At 59.8% G+C, this 17,160-nt stretch carries 16 protein-coding genes; 8 read left to right on the forward strand and 8 right to left on the reverse strand.

Annotation, left to right across the window (positions count from 1 at the left end; all coding sequences use genetic code 11):
* Positions 1–39 precede the first annotated feature (39 nt).
* Positions 40–447, reverse strand: a complete 408-nt coding sequence (locus BK660_RS20485) for a flagellar basal body-associated protein FliL (RefSeq protein WP_123434831.1) — start codon at positions 445–447, stop codon at positions 40–42.
* A gap of 150 nt (positions 448–597) precedes the next feature.
* Between BK660_RS20485 and BK660_RS20490 the strand changes: the two genes are divergently transcribed.
* Together BK660_RS20490 and glpT are read left to right on the forward strand one after the other, a co-directional pair.
* The gene (locus BK660_RS20490) at positions 598–1,575 is read left to right on the forward strand and encodes an NADPH:quinone oxidoreductase family protein (protein WP_123434832.1); all 978 of its coding nucleotides are present in this window, start codon (positions 598–600) and stop codon (positions 1,573–1,575) included.
* Positions 1,576–1,973: 398 nt separating this feature from the next.
* The gene (gene glpT / locus BK660_RS20495; protein WP_123434833.1) at positions 1,974–3,323 is read left to right on the forward strand and encodes a glycerol-3-phosphate transporter; all 1,350 of its coding nucleotides are present in this window, start codon (positions 1,974–1,976) and stop codon (positions 3,321–3,323) included.
* Here the strand turns inward: glpT and BK660_RS20500 are convergent.
* On the reverse strand, positions 3,299–3,967 hold the full coding sequence (locus BK660_RS20500; RefSeq protein ID WP_123434834.1) for a gamma-glutamylcyclotransferase: 669 nt from the start codon (positions 3,965–3,967) through the stop codon (positions 3,299–3,301). The genes glpT and BK660_RS20500 overlap by 25 nt on opposite strands.
* A gap of 353 nt (positions 3,968–4,320) precedes the next feature.
* On the opposite strand from BK660_RS20500, the gene BK660_RS20505 reads away from it, so the two are divergent.
* The gene (locus BK660_RS20505; RefSeq protein ID WP_123434835.1) at positions 4,321–4,797 is read left to right on the forward strand and encodes a sn-glycerol-3-phosphate transporter; all 477 of its coding nucleotides are present in this window, start codon (positions 4,321–4,323) and stop codon (positions 4,795–4,797) included.
* 9 nt (positions 4,798–4,806) lie between these two features.
* Here BK660_RS20505 and BK660_RS20510 read toward each other — a convergent pair whose 3' ends face one another.
* From BK660_RS20510 to BK660_RS20535, 6 genes are all read right to left on the reverse strand, one after another.
* Positions 4,807–5,775 (reverse strand): CDP-6-deoxy-delta-3,4-glucoseen reductase, encoded by a 969-nt coding sequence (locus BK660_RS20510; protein WP_123434836.1) that lies wholly within the window; start codon positions 5,773–5,775, stop codon positions 4,807–4,809.
* Positions 5,775–7,241, reverse strand: a complete 1,467-nt coding sequence (ubiD, locus tag BK660_RS20515; protein WP_007942423.1) for a 4-hydroxy-3-polyprenylbenzoate decarboxylase — start codon at positions 7,239–7,241, stop codon at positions 5,775–5,777. Before ubiD ends, BK660_RS20510 begins: the two co-directional genes overlap by 1 nt.
* Before the next feature lie 69 nt (positions 7,242–7,310).
* On the reverse strand, positions 7,311–9,314 hold the full coding sequence (locus BK660_RS20520; RefSeq protein WP_123434837.1) for an acyltransferase family protein: 2,004 nt from the start codon (positions 9,312–9,314) through the stop codon (positions 7,311–7,313).
* A 146-nt stretch (positions 9,315–9,460) separates the two neighbouring features.
* Positions 9,461–10,720 (reverse strand): transcription termination factor Rho, encoded by a 1,260-nt coding sequence (gene rho / locus BK660_RS20525; protein ID WP_007942421.1) that lies wholly within the window; start codon positions 10,718–10,720, stop codon positions 9,461–9,463.
* 247 nt (positions 10,721–10,967) lie between these two features.
* The gene (trxA, locus tag BK660_RS20530; RefSeq protein WP_003206727.1) at positions 10,968–11,297 is read right to left on the reverse strand and encodes a thioredoxin TrxA; all 330 of its coding nucleotides are present in this window, start codon (positions 11,295–11,297) and stop codon (positions 10,968–10,970) included.
* A 120-nt stretch (positions 11,298–11,417) separates the two neighbouring features.
* Entirely contained in the window at positions 11,418–12,125 is a 708-nt protein-coding gene (locus BK660_RS20535; RefSeq protein ID WP_123434838.1) for a FadR/GntR family transcriptional regulator, read from the reverse strand.
* Between the two features lie 256 nt (positions 12,126–12,381).
* On the opposite strand from BK660_RS20535, the gene BK660_RS20545 reads away from it, so the two are divergent.
* The 5 genes from BK660_RS20545 to ppx all read left to right on the forward strand — a co-directional run bounded on the left by BK660_RS20545 (position 12,382) and on the right by ppx (position 16,961).
* Positions 12,382–13,167 carry a transporter substrate-binding domain-containing protein gene (locus BK660_RS20545; RefSeq protein ID WP_123434840.1) on the forward strand — a complete coding sequence of 262 codons (786 nt, stop codon included), beginning with the start codon at positions 12,382–12,384 and terminating at the stop codon, positions 13,165–13,167.
* Positions 13,168–13,188: 21 nt separating this feature from the next.
* A complete protein-coding gene (locus tag BK660_RS20550; protein WP_123434841.1) occupies positions 13,189–13,857 on the forward strand; it encodes an amino acid ABC transporter permease in 669 nt (222 codons plus the stop codon).
* Positions 13,854–14,504, forward strand: a complete 651-nt coding sequence (locus BK660_RS20555; RefSeq protein ID WP_123434842.1) for an amino acid ABC transporter permease — start codon at positions 13,854–13,856, stop codon at positions 14,502–14,504. Before BK660_RS20550 ends, BK660_RS20555 begins: the two co-directional genes overlap by 4 nt.
* Positions 14,491–15,228 (forward strand): amino acid ABC transporter ATP-binding protein, encoded by a 738-nt coding sequence (locus BK660_RS20560; protein ID WP_123434843.1) that lies wholly within the window; start codon positions 14,491–14,493, stop codon positions 15,226–15,228. Before BK660_RS20555 ends, BK660_RS20560 begins: the two co-directional genes overlap by 14 nt.
* Before the next feature lie 230 nt (positions 15,229–15,458).
* Positions 15,459–16,961 carry an exopolyphosphatase gene (gene ppx, locus BK660_RS20565; protein ID WP_123434844.1) on the forward strand — a complete coding sequence of 501 codons (1,503 nt, stop codon included), beginning with the start codon at positions 15,459–15,461 and terminating at the stop codon, positions 16,959–16,961.
* Positions 16,962–17,160: the final 199 nt, after the last annotated feature.

The following is a 17,160-nucleotide window of genomic DNA, read 5'->3' on the forward strand; positions in this document are numbered from 1 at the left end:
GGCGTTCCGACGAAGAGGCCAGCCCGGACAGCGAATGACTTATTGAATGATCAGGTTGTTGAACAACAAATCCTCAACCACCGGCTTGCCGGTCTCGTCGTTCATTACTTGCTGAGTCTGCTTCAAAGCTTCCTGGCGCAGCTTTTCCTTGGCTTCAACATTGCTCATCGTCTCGGTCGTCTGCTGGGCAAACAACGCCACCAGTTGATTGCGGATCAACGGTTCGTTGGCTTTCACCGCTTTGGTGGCATCATCACCGGTCACGCGCAAGGCCACATCAGCCTTGTAGACCTTGAGCTTCGGCGTACCGTCCAGCCCGTAGTTGCCCACGAACGGTGGGCTCAGGGTGATGTAATTGACCTTCGGAGCTTCACCTTCTTTGGCTTCTTCGGCCATCGCTGCCACAGGCAGAGACAGGGCCAGCAACAACATGATCCACGCTTTCACAATTCGCTCCTTATCCGGTTTGCGGCCTAGCATAACGACCCGCAGCTCAAGCACAAGCTTATGGCTGACTATCAGGGTCGGGCATGCTCGTTGACCCATCGACTCACACACCTACACTTATCGGCCATTACTCCCAAAGGAATAGCCCTGATGAAAGCCGTGCTGTGCAAAGCCTTCGGCCCTGCCGAATCGCTGGTGCTGGAAGACGTCGCCAGTCCTGTCGCGAAGAAGAACGAAATCCTGCTGGACGTGCACGCCGCCGGGGTGAATTTCCCGGACACGCTGATCATCGAGGGCAAATACCAGTTCAAGCCGCCCTTCCCGTTTTCGCCGGGCGGTGAAGCGGCCGGCGTGGTCAGCGCGGTGGGCGAAAAGATCAGCCACCTCAAGGTCGGTGATCGCGTCATGGCCCTGACCGGCTGGGGCAGCTTTGCCGAACAGGTCGCCGTGCCGGGCTACAACGTGCTGCCGATTCCACCCTCGATGGACTTCAACACCGCCGCCGCTTTTAGCATGACCTACGGCACGTCGATGCACGCCCTCAAGCAGCGGGCAAACCTGCAACCCGGCGAAACCCTGCTGGTGCTGGGCGCTTCCGGCGGTGTGGGCCTCGCGGCCGTGGAAATCGGCAAAGCCATGGGCGCCCGTGTCATCGCCGCCGCCAGCAGCGCTGAAAAACTTGCCGTGGCCAAGGCGGCCGGCGCCGATGAGCTGATCAACTACAGCGAAACCAGCCTCAAGGACGAGATCAAGCGCCTGACCGATGGCCAGGGCGCCGACGTGATCTACGACCCGGTCGGCGGCGACCTGTTTGACCAGGCCGTGCGCGCCATCGCCTGGAACGGCCGCCTGCTGGTGGTCGGTTTCGCCAGCGGCCGCATTCCGGAATTCCCGGTCAACCTCGCGCTGCTCAAAGGCGCGGCCGTGGTTGGTGTGTTCTGGGGTTCGTTTGCCCAGCGCCAGCCGCAAGACAACGCGGCGAACTTCCAGCAACTGTTTGGCTGGTTTGCCGAGGGCAAGTTGAAGCCGCTGGTGTCGCAGGTGTATCCGCTGAGCAACGCGGCGCGAGCGATCAACGATCTCGGCCAGCGCAAGGCGGTCGGGAAAGTCGTGGTTCAGGTTCGCTGAGCCGGAAAATGCGGTCTGGAGTGTCCAGACCGCATTTTTATTGGCCGGGACTAAAACGTCCGAACATCCTCCGGCAGCAAGCTCACATACCTGCGCATCGGACTCGCCCGGCATTCCCTGACGATTCTAAATGCCTTTCCTGCAAAACGCCGCGACGTCCCATTCCAACGCAGGACATTTCCCAAAGCCTCGTCCTACCCCGGACTGAAATGCGTCGTTAAAGCGTGCCAAAGACGTTTCCCACACCGCCCTTCACTTATACCTGCGCGACATGTTCATAAAGGAACACACGATTGCCCACATTTCCGCTGTTTTGCTAATGCGAACCGGTGCTATTTTCGGTAACGAAACTGTAACATTCGTATCCGCAGTCAAAACAAGAAATCTGGAGCTCTTGAATGTTTGCTTTCTTTCGCCCTGCCGCACATCAGGCTCCACTGCCTGACGAAAAAATCGATGACACGTACAAACGCCTTCGCTGGCAGATCTTCGCCGGGATATTCATTGGGTATGCGGGTTACTACCTGCTGCGCAAGAACTTCACCCTGGCGTTCCCGGACCTGATTGCCCAAGGCTATACAAAGGGCCAACTGGGCGTGGCCATGTCGGCGATTGCGATTGCCTACGGCCTGTCCAAGTTTTTGATGGGTATCGTGTCCGACCGCTCCAACCCGCGTTACTTCCTGCCCTTTGGACTGGTGGTGTCGGCCGGGGTCATGTTCGTGTTCGGTTTCGCACCTTGGGCAACGTCCAGCGTGACCATGATGTTCATCCTGTTGTTCATCAACGGCTGGGCACAAGGCATGGGCTGGCCGCCAAGTGGCCGGACCATGGTGCACTGGTGGTCGCAGAAAGAACGCGGTCGGGTAGTGTCGGTGTGGAACACCGCGCATAACGTGGGCGGCGGTTTGATCGGCCCGCTGGCGATTCTCGGCATGGGCTGGTTCAACGACTGGCACAGCAAGTTCTATGTACCCGCCGCCGTGGCGCTGCTGGTCGCCGTGTTTGCCTTCATTGTGATGCGCGATACCCCGCAATCGACCGGCCTGCCGCCGATCGAGAAGTACAAAAATGATTACCCGGATGGCTACGACGCCAGCCACGAGGAAGAATTCAGCGCCAAGGACATCTTCGTCAAATACGTGCTGCGCAACAAAATGCTCTGGTTCATCGCGCTGGCCAACGTCTTCGTCTACCTGCTGCGCTACGGCATCCTCGACTGGGCGCCGACCTACCTCAAAGAGGTCAAGCACTTCGATTTCGACAAGACCTCGTGGGCTTACTTCCTGTACGAGTGGGCGGGTATTCCGGGCACGCTGCTGTGCGGCTGGATGTCGGACAAGATCTTCCGTGGCAACCGTGGCCTGACCGGCATGGTGTTCATGGCGTTGGTGACCATCGCGACCATCGTGTACTGGCTGAATCCGCCGGGTAACCCGATGATCGACATGATCTCGCTGTTCGCCATCGGCTTCCTGATCTACGGCCCGGTGATGCTGGTCGGTTTGCAAGCGCTGGAACTGGTGCCGAAGAAAGCGGCCGGGACTGCCGCGGGCTTTACCGGTTTGTTCGGTTATCTGGGTGGTTCAGTCGCGGCCAGTGCCCTGATGGGTTACACCGTGGACTATTTCGGTTGGGATGGCGGTTTCATTCTGCTGGTCGTTGCCTGCCTGCTGGCGATGGCGTTCCTCGCGCCCACGCTGGGCCACAAGAACGTCGCCAGTCAGACCCGCGAAGCGATCGCCTGATCGGATTTTGATTTGCAGCGCTTGAGCCGCGCTTCCAGATTCCGGTCTGGCATGGCGTGGCTACGCAGGGCGTGGGCGGTCTGCTCGACATAATCGCGAGTGGTGCCGTAGCGCCCGCAAGCGTTTTCAAACACCTGGCTCAGCACGTGATCCGGCAAGTTGCCGGCATAGCTGGGCAGGTGCCGCTCCAATACAAATCCCAATGCCTGAACCTGGCTTCCGTCTTCAAGACGGCAGTTGAGCCAGTGTGGGCGATAGGACGGGAACGGCATCTCGCGTTTCCATAGCGCGTACAGCGCACTGTCGAGACTCTCTTCCGGCAGCCTATAGGCGAAGCCGCTGCACGAACCGCCGCGATCCAGACCGAACACCAGCCCGGGCATTTCCGGCGTCCCGCGATGCTCGTGGGACCAAAGGTACAGGCCACGATGGTAGCCGTGAACTCGCCCGCGCACCCGTTCCACTGCCGAACACTCCGGACGCCAGATCAACGAACCGTAGGCGAACAGCCACACCGGCCCGCCTTTGTGGCGCGCCATGGTCGATTGCATCGAGACGAGAAGTTGTTCGTGTGTCAGCTGCGGCCCCAGATCGAGCCGCGGAGGGTAAGCCAGATTCACAAAAGCAGATTCAATGGCTGTCATGACGGAAGTGTTCGGCCCCGCAAATATTACAAGATGTAAGCACAATTCGCTCAATAGAACATATAGCAGTAACTGTAAAACGAAAAGTGCTAAAGGATAAATGACAGGCTCGAGTGCGCTAAATCGGGTGTATCAGCCGCCGCTACCTGATTTTATATAGCCTAATACCATTATCAAAATATCTTAAATACCCGAATGAAATATGCATAAGCCTCGGTTTGTTCAGGATTGGTTCAAAAAAAAGCAGGAGTTTTCCTACAGAATTGTCGGACTTCCTGCCTTTCCCGTCGTTGAACGCCCACGTATAACGGCCTTCCTCTGGCGCAAGCCACCCCGTTTACCGAGGCTGCACGATGAAAAAACCACGGCTTTTGGCCGCATTGTTGTTGATTCAGACCGGCCAGGCACTGGCAGAGAATGACGCCCAAAAGGACAAGGGTTTCTGGTATGCACAGACCAGTGTCTATACCCGGCATTATTCTCCCGACCCCGAACACAACAATCATCAGGACTTGATCGGCATCGAACGCAATCAGGCTTCCGGCTGGTTATTTGGCGGGGCAACTTTCCGAAACTCGTTCCGACAGCGCTCGAACTACGCCTATGTCGGCAAGCGCTATGACAGCAGCGACTATCCGGTTTATTTGAAAGTTACAGGCGGGCTGTTGCAGGGCTATCGCGGTGACTACCAGGACAAGATTCCGCTGAATCACTTCGGCGTTGCACCGGTGATTATTCCGTCCGTCGGTACCCACTATGGCCCGCTGGCCTCCGAGCTGGTTTTTCTCGGCGCCAACGCGGCCATGGTGACTACCGGGGTACGTTTCTAGGGACGCGGATCAAGAGCGCGGCGCATACGCAAACACATCAGCGCGCATTTGATGAGCATCCATCCCGGCGTTCACCAACGCATCCAGCGTGCCGTAGACCATGGCCGGTGAGCCGCTGGCGTAGACATGCAAGGCTTTCAGGTCCGGGAAATCCTCACACACCGCCTCGTGCAGCATCCCGCAACGCCCCTGCCAACCGCACTGATCACTGACGACCTTGTGCAGGAACAGATTGGGCAGCTTCAGCCATTCATCCCAATGCTCGATCTGGTAAAAGTCTTCAGGACGACGCACGCCCCAGTACAGGTGCACCGGGTGCTTGAAGCCCGTGGCGCGGCAGTGTTCGATCAGGCTGTGGATCTGGCCCATGCCTGTGCCAGCAGCGATCAGCACCAACGGGCCGTCCGGCAATTCCGCCAGATGGGTATCGCCGAAGGGCAGCTCGACTCGCACCATCCGATTGCGTTGCAGCTGCTCGATCAGGCTCAGCGCACTGCTTTCGCGCGCCAGCACATGAATTTCCAGATCGCGCCCGCCATGGGGAGCCGAGGCCAGCGAGAACGCGGATTTTTCGCCGTTCTCGCGCTCGATCATCAAATACTGACCCGCGTGATAACGCGGTGGCTTGCCGGCCGGCGCGCGCAAACGCACGCGCCAGGTATCGCCGCCGACGTCCCTGCATTCAATGACCTGACACGACACGCTGCGCACCGGCAGTTCTCCCAGCGCGAGCACGCCATCCCACAGCACGATGCAGTCTTCCAGCGGCTCTGCTATGCAAGTGTAGAACTCGCCGTGGTCGTGCACATTGCCGGCTTGTTCGACCCGCCCTTCCACCAGCAACGCCGCGCACACGTGGCAGTTGCCGTTGCGGCAGCTTTGCGGGCATTCATAGCCCAGGCGCCGCGCACCATCGAGAATCCGCTCGCCGGGCAGAATATCCAGCACCGCTCCGGAGGGCTGCAAGGTTACACGCATCAATCTATTCCTAACTGATTCCAGATGGCATCGATCCGTTGGGTCACGGCGTCGTCCTTGACGATCACCCGGCCCCACTCGCGAGTGGTTTCGCCCGGCCATTTATGCGTGGCATCCAGGCCCATTTTCGAGCCCAGGCCCGAAACCGGCGAGGCGAAGTCGAGGTAGTCGATCGGCGTGTTGTCGATCATCACCGTGTCGCGCTTGGGGTCCATGCGCGTGGTGATGGCCCAGATCACGTCGTTCCAGTCCCGCGCGTTGATGTCGTCATCGGTGACGATAACGAACTTGGTGTACATGAACTGTCGCAAAAACGACCAGACGCCAAGCATTACCCGCTTGGCGTGCCCCGGATACGACTTCTTCATGGTCACGATGGCCATGCGATAAGAGCAGCCTTCGGGCGGCAGGTAGAAATCGGTGATTTCCGGGAACTGCTTCTGCAGGATCGGCACGAACACTTCGTTCAGCGCCACCCCGAGAATCGCCGGTTCATCCGGCGGACGGCCGGTGTAGGTGCTGTGGTAGATCGGCTTGATCCGGTGGGTAATGCGCTCGACGGTGAACACCGGGAAGCTGTCGACTTCGTTGTAATAACCGGTGTGATCGCCGTACGGGCCTTCATCGGCCATTTCGCCCGGGTGGATCACGCCTTCGAGGATGATCTCGGCAGTGGCAGGGACTTGCAGGTCGTTGCCACGGCACTTCACCAGCTCGGTGCGGTTACCGCGCAGCAGACCGGCGAAGGCGTATTCGGAGAGGCTGTCCGGCACCGGCGTCACGGCACCGAGGATGGTCGCCGGGTCAGCGCCCAACGCCACGGACACCGGGAACGGCTGGCCGGGATGCTTCTCGCACCATTCGCGGTAATCCAGCGCGCCGCCACGGTGGCTCAACCAGCGCATGATGACCTTGTTGCGGCCAATCACTTGCTGACGGTAGATGCCGAGGTTCTGGCGGTCCTTGTTCGGACCTTTGGTGACGGTCAGGCCCCAGGTGATCAGCGGGCCGACGTCGCCGGGCCAGCAGGTTTGCACGGGGAGCATCGCCAGATCGACATCGTCGCCTTCGATGACCACTTCCTGGCACACCGCGTCTTTGACGACTTTCGGCGCCATGGCGATGATCTTGCGGAAGATCGGCAGCTTCGACCAGGCGTCTTTCAGCCCTTTCGGTGGCTCGGGTTCCTTGAGGAAGGCCAGCAACTTGCCGATCTCGCGCAGCTCGCTGACCGCCTCGGCACCCATGCCCATGGCGACCCGCTCGGGAGTGCCGAACAGGTTGCCGAGCACCGGAATGTCATAGCCGGTCGGGTTCTCGAACAGCAGCGCCGGGCCTTTGGCCCGCAGTGTGCGATCACAGACTTCAGTCATCTCCAGCACTGGAGAGACGGGGATCTGGATGCGTTTCAACTCTCCGCGCTGCTCAAGCTGCTGCACGAAATCCCGAAGGTCCTTGAATTTCATTGACGATGGCACCCCTAAAATAGGCGTACATCCTACCTGCTCTGCCGTCTGCTGGCAGCTTATCGCTGATTACCTGGCCGCATTCGGGTTGCCATTGCCGAGTGTTGACCGGGCTTGCAGGTGCCTGAATAACGGCTCAAGTGCCGGCGCAATGAACCGCGCACCGACCTCGGACAGGTGATTGTCGTCGGTGTACAGCGAATGACCATCGAGTTCGGCGCGGCAAAGACCTTCGTCATCGCACAGCAGCGGCGCCGGGTCGACCACGGTCACGCCGGGATTGGCGGCCGCTGTTTGCGCGAACAACTGGCTGATGAAGGCCTGACGCTTGAAGTGTTCGGTCACCGGCAACCCGACGTCATCGGTCGGACGATGCAACATGGCCAAGCGGCTGAGACGGTATGGCGGGCTGAACTGTTGCAGCGGCGCCTCTTTGACCAGCCAGACGCGATGCCCTTCATTGCGTAGTTGCCGGATCGTTGCCTGTAACCCTTCAGCCAGGCGCTGCTCGGCGATCGCCCGGTCATAACGGCCATGGGAGTCGCGCAGCACATACCCGAGATCTCCTTTCACATCGCCATAGAGGTACAGGCTCCAGCGTGCGACCAGCACCACATCGCCCACCGATTGCGACTTCATGGCCTGCTCGACCCGGTGGTTGAAGCGGGCACACTGCGAATGGTGTTCCAGCCCTGCAATCGGAATGCAGCCCGGGGAGCTGGCGAGTATCACGCTGACACCGTGTTTTTGCGCGCCGTCGTCAAATACCGGAATCAACGCCGTGGCATGACTGTCGCCCCAGACCAACGCCTTTGATGCGGTAGGTGTGGGCGTCCCGTAATGACAAAAGAGCTTGTCGTCAGGGGTTTTGTCGTTGGCCAGGCAGCGCATCAGTTCCGGGCGCCACTCTTTCCCTTTGGCGTACTGCAAGGCCTGCTCAGGCAGGCGCGCAGGCAAACCATCAGTCCAGCGCAACGTCTGGCCGGCCAGCCCCAGCACCAGCACACCACAAGCCGCCGCGAGCAGAATCTGCCGACGCCCCGCCAACAACCGCCGCTCGCGGAATGGCGTTTCGACGAATCGCCACGACAGATAACCCAACACCAGACTGAGCAGAATCAACCCCGAAATATCAAACGGGCCTGGCTCGTCGACGCTGGCATAGCTGGCAAAGACAAACACCGGCCAGTGCCACAGGTACCAGGAATAGGAAATCAGCCCGAGCCCGACCAGTACACGACTGGCGAGCAAGCCACCGACGAGGGTTTGCCGATGGCCATTGGCCCAGATCAACGCAACTACGCCGAGAGTCGGCAGCAATGCGGCTGCACCAGGGAATGGCGTGCTTTTGTCATAACAGAACACGGCCAGCAGGATCAGAGCGGAGCCGGCCAGGCTCACCACTTGCGCCCCCGTAGAGGTCAGACGCCAACCGGTTCTCGGCGCAACCGCCAGCATGGCGCCGGCCAACAACTCCCAGGCGCGCATCGGCAACAGGAAAAAGGCTTTCTCGGGATGATGCGCCACGGCCCAGACGCTGAGCCCGAATGACACCAGCAACACTCCAAACAACGCCAGCCGCCAATGCTTGAGGCGACTCGACAGCACCGTCAGTAACAGCGGGAAGACAATATAGAACTGCTCTTCAACTGCCAGCGACCACGTGTGCAACAACGGCTTGAGATCGGAAGCGGCATCAAAATAGCCGTCCTGACGCATAAACAGGATGTTGGAAACGAACATCACCTGGTAGCGCACCGAGCGGCCCAGTTCCTCGTAATCCTTGGGCGCCATCAGAAACCAGCCCACCGCCAGCACTGCGAGAATCATCACGAACAGCGCCGGCAAGATCCGCCGTGCACGACGCGCCCAGAAATCCACAAAGCTGAAGCGCCCGGCCTGGCGCTGATTCCAGATGATCGAGGTGATCAGGTAGCCGGAAATCACGAAGAAGATATCAACGCCGACGAAGCCGCCGGTGAAGCCGGGAACACCAAAATGGAACAACACCACCGCAATCACCGCGATTGCGCGTAAGCCGTCGATATCCCTTCGATAAGCAAGCGTGCTCATAAACAAAAAATGCCAGTCAGATTTAAGTTTTGGGCGCGTCGACCCTTTCGATTCTGTACAGACCAATCCCAGCCGCAAACCTTCCCTTTTTCTGCAAAAAAAATGGCGCCCCGAAGGACGCCATTTTCAGCGGCTGAAAAACCGTCTTACTTACGCTTCATCGACAAGAAGAACTCGTCGTTGGTCTTGGTCGTTTTAAGCTTGTCGACCAGGAACTCGATGGCAGCGATTTCGTCCATCGGGTGCAGCAGCTTGCGCAGGATCCACATGCGCTGCAACTCGTCGTCGGCGGTCAGCAACTCTTCGCGGCGGGTGCCGGAACGGTTGATGTTGATGGCCGGGAAGACGCGTTTTTCAGCGATGCGGCGATCCAGAGGCAGTTCCATGTTGCCGGTGCCTTTGAATTCTTCGTAGATCACTTCGTCCATCTTCGAGCCGGTTTCAACCAGCGCGGTGGCGATGATGGTCAGCGAACCGCCTTCTTCGATGTTCCGCGCGGCGCCGAAGAAACGTTTCGGTTTCTCCAGGGCGTGGGCATCGACACCCCCGGTGAGCACTTTGCCGGAGCTCGGGATCACGGTGTTGTAGGCGCGAGCCAGACGAGTGATGGAGTCGAGCAGGATCACCACGTCTTTCTTGTGTTCGACCAGGCGCTTGGCCTTCTCGATCACCATTTCGGCAACCTGCACGTGGCGGGTTGGCGGCTCATCGAACGTCGAGGCAACCACTTCGCCGCGCACGGTGCGCTGCATTTCGGTTACTTCTTCCGGACGTTCGTCGATCAGCAGCACGATCAGATGAACTTCAGGATTGTTACGGGCGATGTTCGCTGCGATGTTCTGCAGCATGATGGTTTTACCGGCTTTCGGCGGTGCAACGATCAGACCGCGCTGGCCTTTGCCGATCGGGGCGCACAGGTCGATGACACGACCGGTCAAGTCTTCGGTGGAACCGTTACCGGCTTCCATCTTCATGCGCACAGTCGGGAACAGCGGGGTCAGGTTCTCGAAGAGAATCTTGTTTTTCGCGTTCTCGGGACGATCGTAGTTGATCGTGTCGACCTTGAGCAGCGCGAAATAACGCTCGCCTTCCTTTGGAGGGCGGATCTTGCCAACGATGGTGTCACCGGTGCGCAAGTTGAAACGGCGGATCTGGCTCGGCGAGACGTAGATATCGTCCGGGCCGGCGAGATAGGAAGCGTCAGCGGAGCGCAGGAAGCCGAAGCCGTCCTGGAGAATCTCCAGCACGCCATCACCGGAGATTTCCTCGCCGCTTTTAGCGTGCTTTTTGAGCAGGGAGAAAATCACGTCCTGCTTGCGCGAACGGGCCATATTTTCTATGCCCATCTGTTCGGCCAATTCGAGCAGTTCGGTAATCGGCTTTTGCTTGAGTTCAGTCAGATTCATATAGGAATGACGTAATCATTTATGGAGGGGGGAAATTAAGCTTTTGGCTTAATGAGGCCGCGCCGCAGAGAAGGCGACAGGATCGCGTACTTATTCGAAAAGGAGTGCGTCGGCGACGGCTAGCAGGGGGCAATGGAGAAACCAGTGCGGGGCCGAATGTACCACCTGAGTTTCGGAGCGTCTAGCCCTGAATAACGAAAAGGCCCCGCAATGTGCGGGGCCTTTTTGATCACGCTTTGATCGACGCTTAGATGTTGGCGTCGAGGAAGGCAGCCAGTTGCGACTTGGACAGTGCGCCGACCTTGGTTGCTTCAACGTTGCCGTTCTTGAACAGCATCAGGGTCGGGATACCACGCACGCCATGCTTGGCCGGGGTTTCCTGGTTTTCGTCGATGTTCAGCTTGGCAACGGTCAGCTTGCCTTTGTAGGTTTCAGCAATCTCGTCCAGAACAGGAGCGATCATTTTGCATGGGCCACACCATTCAGCCCAGTAGTCGACCAGTACAGCGCCTTCGGCCTTGAGTACGTCGGCCTCGAAGCTAGCGTCGCTAACGTGTTTGATAAGATCGCTGCTCATGGAAGTCTCCAGGTTGTAAGCAAAAAAACGTGGCCCATCATAGCCGCCCTTCCCTCGTTCAGGAAGGTGCAGATGATTGAGTCTCGCTATGGTGGTCCATGAGTTTGGGTATAGCTCAAGTCACGAGGTGGTGGGGGCGACGAAGGCAATCCCTGTACGCAGCGCCGCGTTTCGTACATGTTCATGCATCGCCTTCTGCGCCGCGCCAGAGGCCCGTCGAGTCAGCGCGCGGAGGATTTTGCGGTGCTCTTGCCAGGTTTCCATGGCTCGCTCAGCCCGGATGAACGGTAACTTCTGGCTCTCCAGAAAGATCTCGGCGCTGGCGGTCAGGATGCTTAGCATCGCCTGATTGCCGCTGGCCAGCAGGATGCGCCGGTGGAACTCGAAATCCAGCCGCGCCGCCGCCTCGAAGTCGCCGGCCTTCAATTCCTGGCGCATGGCCGCGACATTGTCTTCCAGCGCATCCAGCTCTTGAGTGCTCAAGGTGATTGCCGCCAAACCGGCGGCGAAACCCTCCAGGGCATAACGCAACTGGAAGATATCCAGCGGCGAGGCCTGGGCAGCGAACGGCCAGATCACCGCCGCCTCGTCACGCGACAGGTCCAACGGCGCCTGCACGAACACGCCCTTGCCTGGCTGGATACTGATCACGCCCAGCGCACTCAGCGACGACAACGCCTCACGCAATGATGCTCGACTGACCCCCAACTGCACCGCCAGGTCCCGTTGCGAGGGCAAGGCATCGCCTGGCCCGAAGCCTTGTTCGGTGATCAGTTTGCGGATGGCCTGCAGGGCCACTTCAGGAACGGCGCGGGAGATCGAATTCATGGTTTTTCAAACAAGCCAGGCCAATGAGTGCTCAGTTGTAAAGCTAATCGCAACGCCCGGCAAGTCGTGCCCCATGGGGGTTCGGTCGTTTCCGGCGATGCGCTATCGGGGTGCGAAACACGAACTGACTGTTCAGACCAGTAAGACCGATCGGCGCCAGTAAACCCGTGGCCTGCGCCCCCTGAAACCGACTCTTGGCATGGCCCGTGCTCTGTCGATCCGCAACATTCACTTTTCGCCGATCCGGAGATTTGCCATGACCCAGCGTTACAGCGCCCTCCTTGCCGCCCTGTTTGCCAGCCTGATGCTGAGCCAGGCGCCCGCCCACGCCGACGGTCTGGAGGATGTGGTCAAACGCGGCGTTCTCAAAGTCGCCGTGCCACAGGACTTCCCGCCATTCGGCTCAGTCGGCCCGGACATGAAGCCGCGCGGCCTGGACATCGATACCGCAAAACTGCTGGCCGATCAGCTCAAGGTCAAACTCGAACTGACCCCGGTCAACAGCACTAACCGAATCCCGTTCCTGACCACCGGCAAGGTGGACCTGGTGATCTCCAGCCTCGGCAAGAACCCCGAGCGCGAGAAAGTCATCGACTTCTCCAGCGCCTACGCGCCGTTCTACCTCGCCGTGTTCGGCCCGCCAGACGCCGACATCAAAAGCCTGGACGATCTCAAGGGTAAAACCGTCAGCGTCACCCGTGGCGCCATCGAAGACATCGAACTGACCAAGGTGGCCCCCGAAGGCGTGACCATCAAGCGCTTCGAAGACAACAACTCGACCATCGCCGCCTACCTCGCCGGCCAGGTTGACCTGATCGCCAGCGGCAACGTGGTGATGGTGGCGATCAGCGAGAAAAGCCCGAAACGTGTGCCCGCATTGAAAGTGAAGCTCAAGGATTCGCCGGTCTACGTGGGCGTGAACAAGAACGAGCCGGCGCTGTTGGGCAAGGTCAATCAGATCCTCGCCACCGCCAAGACGGATGGCGCACTGGAGAAAAATTCCCGGACCTGGCTGAAAGAACCGTTGCCGGCCGATCTCTGATTTTTGCCAAGGAGACTGAGCATGGCTTATCAGTTCGACTTTCTGCCGGTGGTGCAAAACACCGACCTGTTATTGCGCGGTGCGCTGTTCACCCTTGAATTGACGGCCATTGGCGCTGTGCTCGGCGTCAGTGTGGGCATCGTCGGGGCGTTGGTACGGGCGTGGAACATCCGCCCGTTCTCGACGATTTTCGGGGTTTACGTCGAACTGATCCGCAACACCCCGTTCCTGGTGCAGTTGTTCTTCATCTTTTTCGGACTGCCCTCCCTGGGTGTGCAGATTTCAGAGTGGCAGGCCGCCGTGCTGGCGATGGTGATCAACCTGGGCGCCTATTCCACCGAGATCATCCGTGCCGGCATCCAGGCGATCCCCCGGGGGCAGCTTGAAGCCGCAGCCGCCTTGGCGATGAACCGCTTCGAAGCGTTCCGCCACGTGGTCTTGCTGCCCGCCCTGGGCAAAGTCTGGCCGGCGCTGAGCAGCCAGATCATCATCGTCATGCTGGGTTCGGCCGTCTGCTCGCAGATCGCGACCGAAGAGTTGAGTTTCGCCGCCAACTTCATTCAATCGCGCAACTTCCGCGCCTTTGAAACCTATGCCCTGACCACCCTGCTCTACCTGTGCATGGCGCTGCTGATCCGCCAGTTGCTGAACTGGATCGGGCGCCGGTACATCGCCAGGAGCAGCCAATGAGCGATTTCACCTTTTGGGACGTCGTGCGCAACTTGCTCACAGGCCTGCAATGGACCCTGGCGCTGTCGCTGGTGGCATTTATCGGCGGCGGCTTGATCGGCTTGCTGATCATGGTCATGCGCATTTCGAAAAAATCCCTGCCGCGTAACGTCGCCCGCACCTACATCGAACTCTTCCAGGGCACGCCGCTGTTGATGCAGCTGTTTCTGGTGTTCTTCGGCGTTGCCTTGGCCGGCGTGGACATTTCGCCATGGATGGCGGCAGCGCTGGCCCTGACGCTGTTCACCAGCGCGTATCTGGCGGAGATCTGGCGCGGTTGCGTCGACTCGATCCCCAACGGCCAGTGGGAAGCTTCATCAAGCCTGGCGCTCAATCCACTGGAGCAACTGCGTTACGTGATCCTGCCGCAAGCGCTGCGGATCGCCGTGGCGCCGACCGTGGGGTTTTCGGTGCAAGTGGTCAAAGGCACCGCCGTGACCTCCATCATCGGTTTCACCGAACTGACCAAGACCGGCGGCATGCTCGCCAACGCCACCTTCGAACCCTTCATGGTGTATGGCCTGGTTGCCCTCGGTTACTTCCTGCTCTGCTACCCCTTGTCCCTCAGCGCGCGCTACCTGGAAAGGAGACTGCATGCCTCTGCTTAGAATTTCCGCCCTGCATAAATATTATGGCGATCACCATGTGCTCAAAGGCATCGACCTGAGCGTCGAGGAAGGCCAGGTGGTGGCGATCATCGGCCGCAGCGGCTCGGGCAAATCCACGTTGTTGCGCACCTTGAACGGCCTGGAGTCGATCAACGACGGCGTGATCGAAGTCGACGGTGAATACCTCGACGCCGCCCGTGCGGACTTGCGCAGCCTGCGGCAGAAAGTCGGCATGGTGTTCCAGCAGTTCAACCTGTTCCCGCACCTGACCGTGGGCGAGAACGTCATGCTCGCGCCACAGGTGGTGCAGAAAGTACCGAAAACCAAAGCGGCCGAGCTGGCGCGGCAGATGCTGGAACGTGTCGGGCTGGGCGAGAAGTTTGACGCCTTCCCTGACCGGCTGTCCGGCGGGCAGCAACAGCGGGTGGCCATTGCCCGCGCGCTGGCAATGTCGCCCAAGGTGTTGCTGTGCGATGAAATTACCTCGGCGCTGGACCCCGAGCTGGTCAATGAAGTGCTGAGTGTGGTTCGGCAACTGGCCAGGGACGGGATGACGCTGATCATGGTCACCCACGAAATGCGCTTTGCCCGGGAAGTTGGGGACAAGTTGGTGTTCATGCATCAGGGCAAGGTGCATGAGGTGGGGGATCCGAAAGTGCTGTTTGCCAATCCGCAGACGGCGGAGCTGGCGAATTTCATTGGCACCGTCGATAACGCCGGCTAATCCCCTGTGGCGAGGGGGCTTGCCCCCGTTGGGCTACGAAGTAGCCCCAAAACCCTTCACATCTATTCCACATAGACCGCGTATGCAGGATTTACGACTGCTGCGCAGCCGAACGGGGGCAAGCCCCCTCACCACAGGGTTGTGCTGGATCAACGCTTTGAACACTGCGCGTTGGCGCCAGCCTTTGATCGTGGCACGATGTCGAGGTTATCGACCGAGACCCCCTGACCATGCCGCAATCCCAAGCCAAGAATCTGTCCCTGATCGCCGCAATCGACCTGGGCTCCAACAGCTTTCACATGGTCGTGGCCAAGGCCCAGAACGGCGAAATCCGTATTCTCGAGCGTCTCGGGGAGAAGGTTCAGCTGGCCGCCGGCATCGACGAAGAGCGCCATCTCAACGAAGAATCCATGCAGCGCGGGCTCGACTGCCTCAAGCGGTTTGCCCAACTGATCAACGGCATGCCCACGGGCGCCGTGCGGATCGTCGGCACCAACGCCCTGCGTGAAGCCCGTAACCGCGTCGAATTCATCCGCCGCGCCGAAGACATCCTCGGCCACCCGGTGGAAGTCATCTCCGGCCGTGAAGAAGCGCGCCTGATCTACCTCGGCGTGTCCCACACCCTCGCTGACACCCCGGGCAAGCGCCTGGTGGCCGACATCGGCGGCGGCAGTACCGAATTCATCATCGGCCAGCGCTTCGAGCCGCTGCTGCGCGAAAGCCTGCAAATGGGCTGCGTCAGCTACACCCAGCGCTATTTCAAGGACGGCAAGATCACCCCGGCCCGTTACGCCCAGGCGTACACCGCGGCGCGGCTGGAGATCATGAGCATCGAGCATGCCCTGCACCGCCTGACCTGGGATGAAGCCATCGGCTCCTCGGGCACCATCCGTGCCATCGGCCTGGCGCTGAAGGCCGGCGGTCACGGCACGGGCGAGGTGAATGCCGAAGGCCTGGCCTGGCTCAAGCGCAAACTGATCAAGCTCGGCGACGTCGAGAAAATCGACTTCGACGGCATCAAGCCCGACCGCCGGGCGATTTTCCCGGCAGGCCTGGCGATTCTCGAGGCGATTTTCGATGCCCTCGAACTCCAGCGCATGGACCACTGCGAAGGCGCCCTGCGTGAAGGCGTGCTCTATGACCTGCTGGGCCGTCATCACCACGAAGACGTCCGTGAGCGCACACTCAGCTCGCTGATGGAGCGTTATCACGTCGATCAGGAACAAGCGGTGCGGGTCGAGCGCAAGGCGTTGCACGCTTTCGATCAAGTGGCCAAGGATTGGGACCTGGATGACGGCGTGTGGCGCGAACTGCTCGGCTGGGCCGCCAAGGTCCACGAAGTGGGCCTGGACATCGCTCACTATCAGTACCACAAGCATGGCGCCTATCTGATCGAGCACTCGGACCTGGCCGGGTTCTCCCGCGAGGACCAGCAAATGCTCGCGCTGCTGGTGCGTGGTCACCGACGCAACATTCCCAAGGACAAATTCGCCGAGTTCGGCGATGACGGCATCAAGCTGATCCGCCTGTGCGTGCTGCTGCGCTTTGCGATCCTGTTCCATCACATCCGCGGCACCCAGCAAATGCCTCAAGTGGAACTGCGCGCCAATGGCAACAGCCTGGAAGTGGTGTTCCCGGACCAATGGCTGGACGACAACCAACTGACCCAGGCCGACTTCGCCATCGAAGCCGAATGGCTCACCCGCGTCGACATTGTCCTGAACGCCCGCTAAGACCCGCTAAACGTAAAAAGGGCGATCCAATGGGTCGCCCTTTTTTGTGCCCGCGATTCAGCAAGCGACCCAGCCCCTGTGGGAGCGAGCCTGTGGCGAGGGGGCTTGTCGGAACGCCGCATCGCCCCGTTGGGTCGCGAAGCGGCCCCGATCTTTACGACTGCTACGCAGCCGAACGGTGCGATGCGGCGTTCCGACA

The organism is Pseudomonas brassicacearum (genome assembly GCF_003732265.1).
GTDB lineage: Bacteria > Pseudomonadota > Gammaproteobacteria > Pseudomonadales > Pseudomonadaceae > Aquipseudomonas > Aquipseudomonas brassicacearum_D.

Bases quoted from the DNA above. Each gene is read 5' to 3' on its own strand.
- BK660_RS20535 (WP_123434838.1), bottom strand. From the start codon at position 12,125: ATGAATTCGATCTCCCGCGCCGTTCCTGAAGTGGCCCTGCAGGCCATC.
- BK660_RS20545 (WP_123434840.1), top strand. From the start codon at position 12,382: ATGACCCAGCGTTACAGCGCCCTCCTTGCCGCCCTGTTTGCCAGCCTG.
- rho (WP_007942421.1), bottom strand. From the start codon at position 10,720: ATGAATCTGACTGAACTCAAGCAAAAGCCGATTACCGAACTGCTCGAA.
- trxA (WP_003206727.1), bottom strand. From the start codon at position 11,297: ATGAGCAGCGATCTTATCAAACACGTTAGCGACGCTAGCTTCGAGGCC.
- BK660_RS20500 (WP_123434834.1), bottom strand. From the start codon at position 3,967: ATGACAGCCATTGAATCTGCTTTTGTGAATCTGGCTTACCCTCCGCGG.
- BK660_RS20505 (WP_123434835.1), top strand. From the start codon at position 4,321: ATGAAAAAACCACGGCTTTTGGCCGCATTGTTGTTGATTCAGACCGGC.
- BK660_RS20490 (WP_123434832.1), top strand. From the start codon at position 598: ATGAAAGCCGTGCTGTGCAAAGCCTTCGGCCCTGCCGAATCGCTGGTG.
- BK660_RS20510 (WP_123434836.1), bottom strand. From the start codon at position 5,775: ATGCGTGTAACCTTGCAGCCCTCCGGAGCGGTGCTGGATATTCTGCCC.
- BK660_RS20555 (WP_123434842.1), top strand. From the start codon at position 13,854: ATGAGCGATTTCACCTTTTGGGACGTCGTGCGCAACTTGCTCACAGGC.
- ubiD (WP_007942423.1), bottom strand. From the start codon at position 7,241: ATGAAATTCAAGGACCTTCGGGATTTCGTGCAGCAGCTTGAGCAGCGC.
- BK660_RS20550 (WP_123434841.1), top strand. From the start codon at position 13,189: ATGGCTTATCAGTTCGACTTTCTGCCGGTGGTGCAAAACACCGACCTG.
- ppx (WP_123434844.1), top strand. From the start codon at position 15,459: ATGCCGCAATCCCAAGCCAAGAATCTGTCCCTGATCGCCGCAATCGAC.
- BK660_RS20520 (WP_123434837.1), bottom strand. From the start codon at position 9,314: ATGAGCACGCTTGCTTATCGAAGGGATATCGACGGCTTACGCGCAATC.
- BK660_RS20560 (WP_123434843.1), top strand. From the start codon at position 14,491: ATGCCTCTGCTTAGAATTTCCGCCCTGCATAAATATTATGGCGATCAC.
- glpT (WP_123434833.1), top strand. From the start codon at position 1,974: ATGTTTGCTTTCTTTCGCCCTGCCGCACATCAGGCTCCACTGCCTGAC.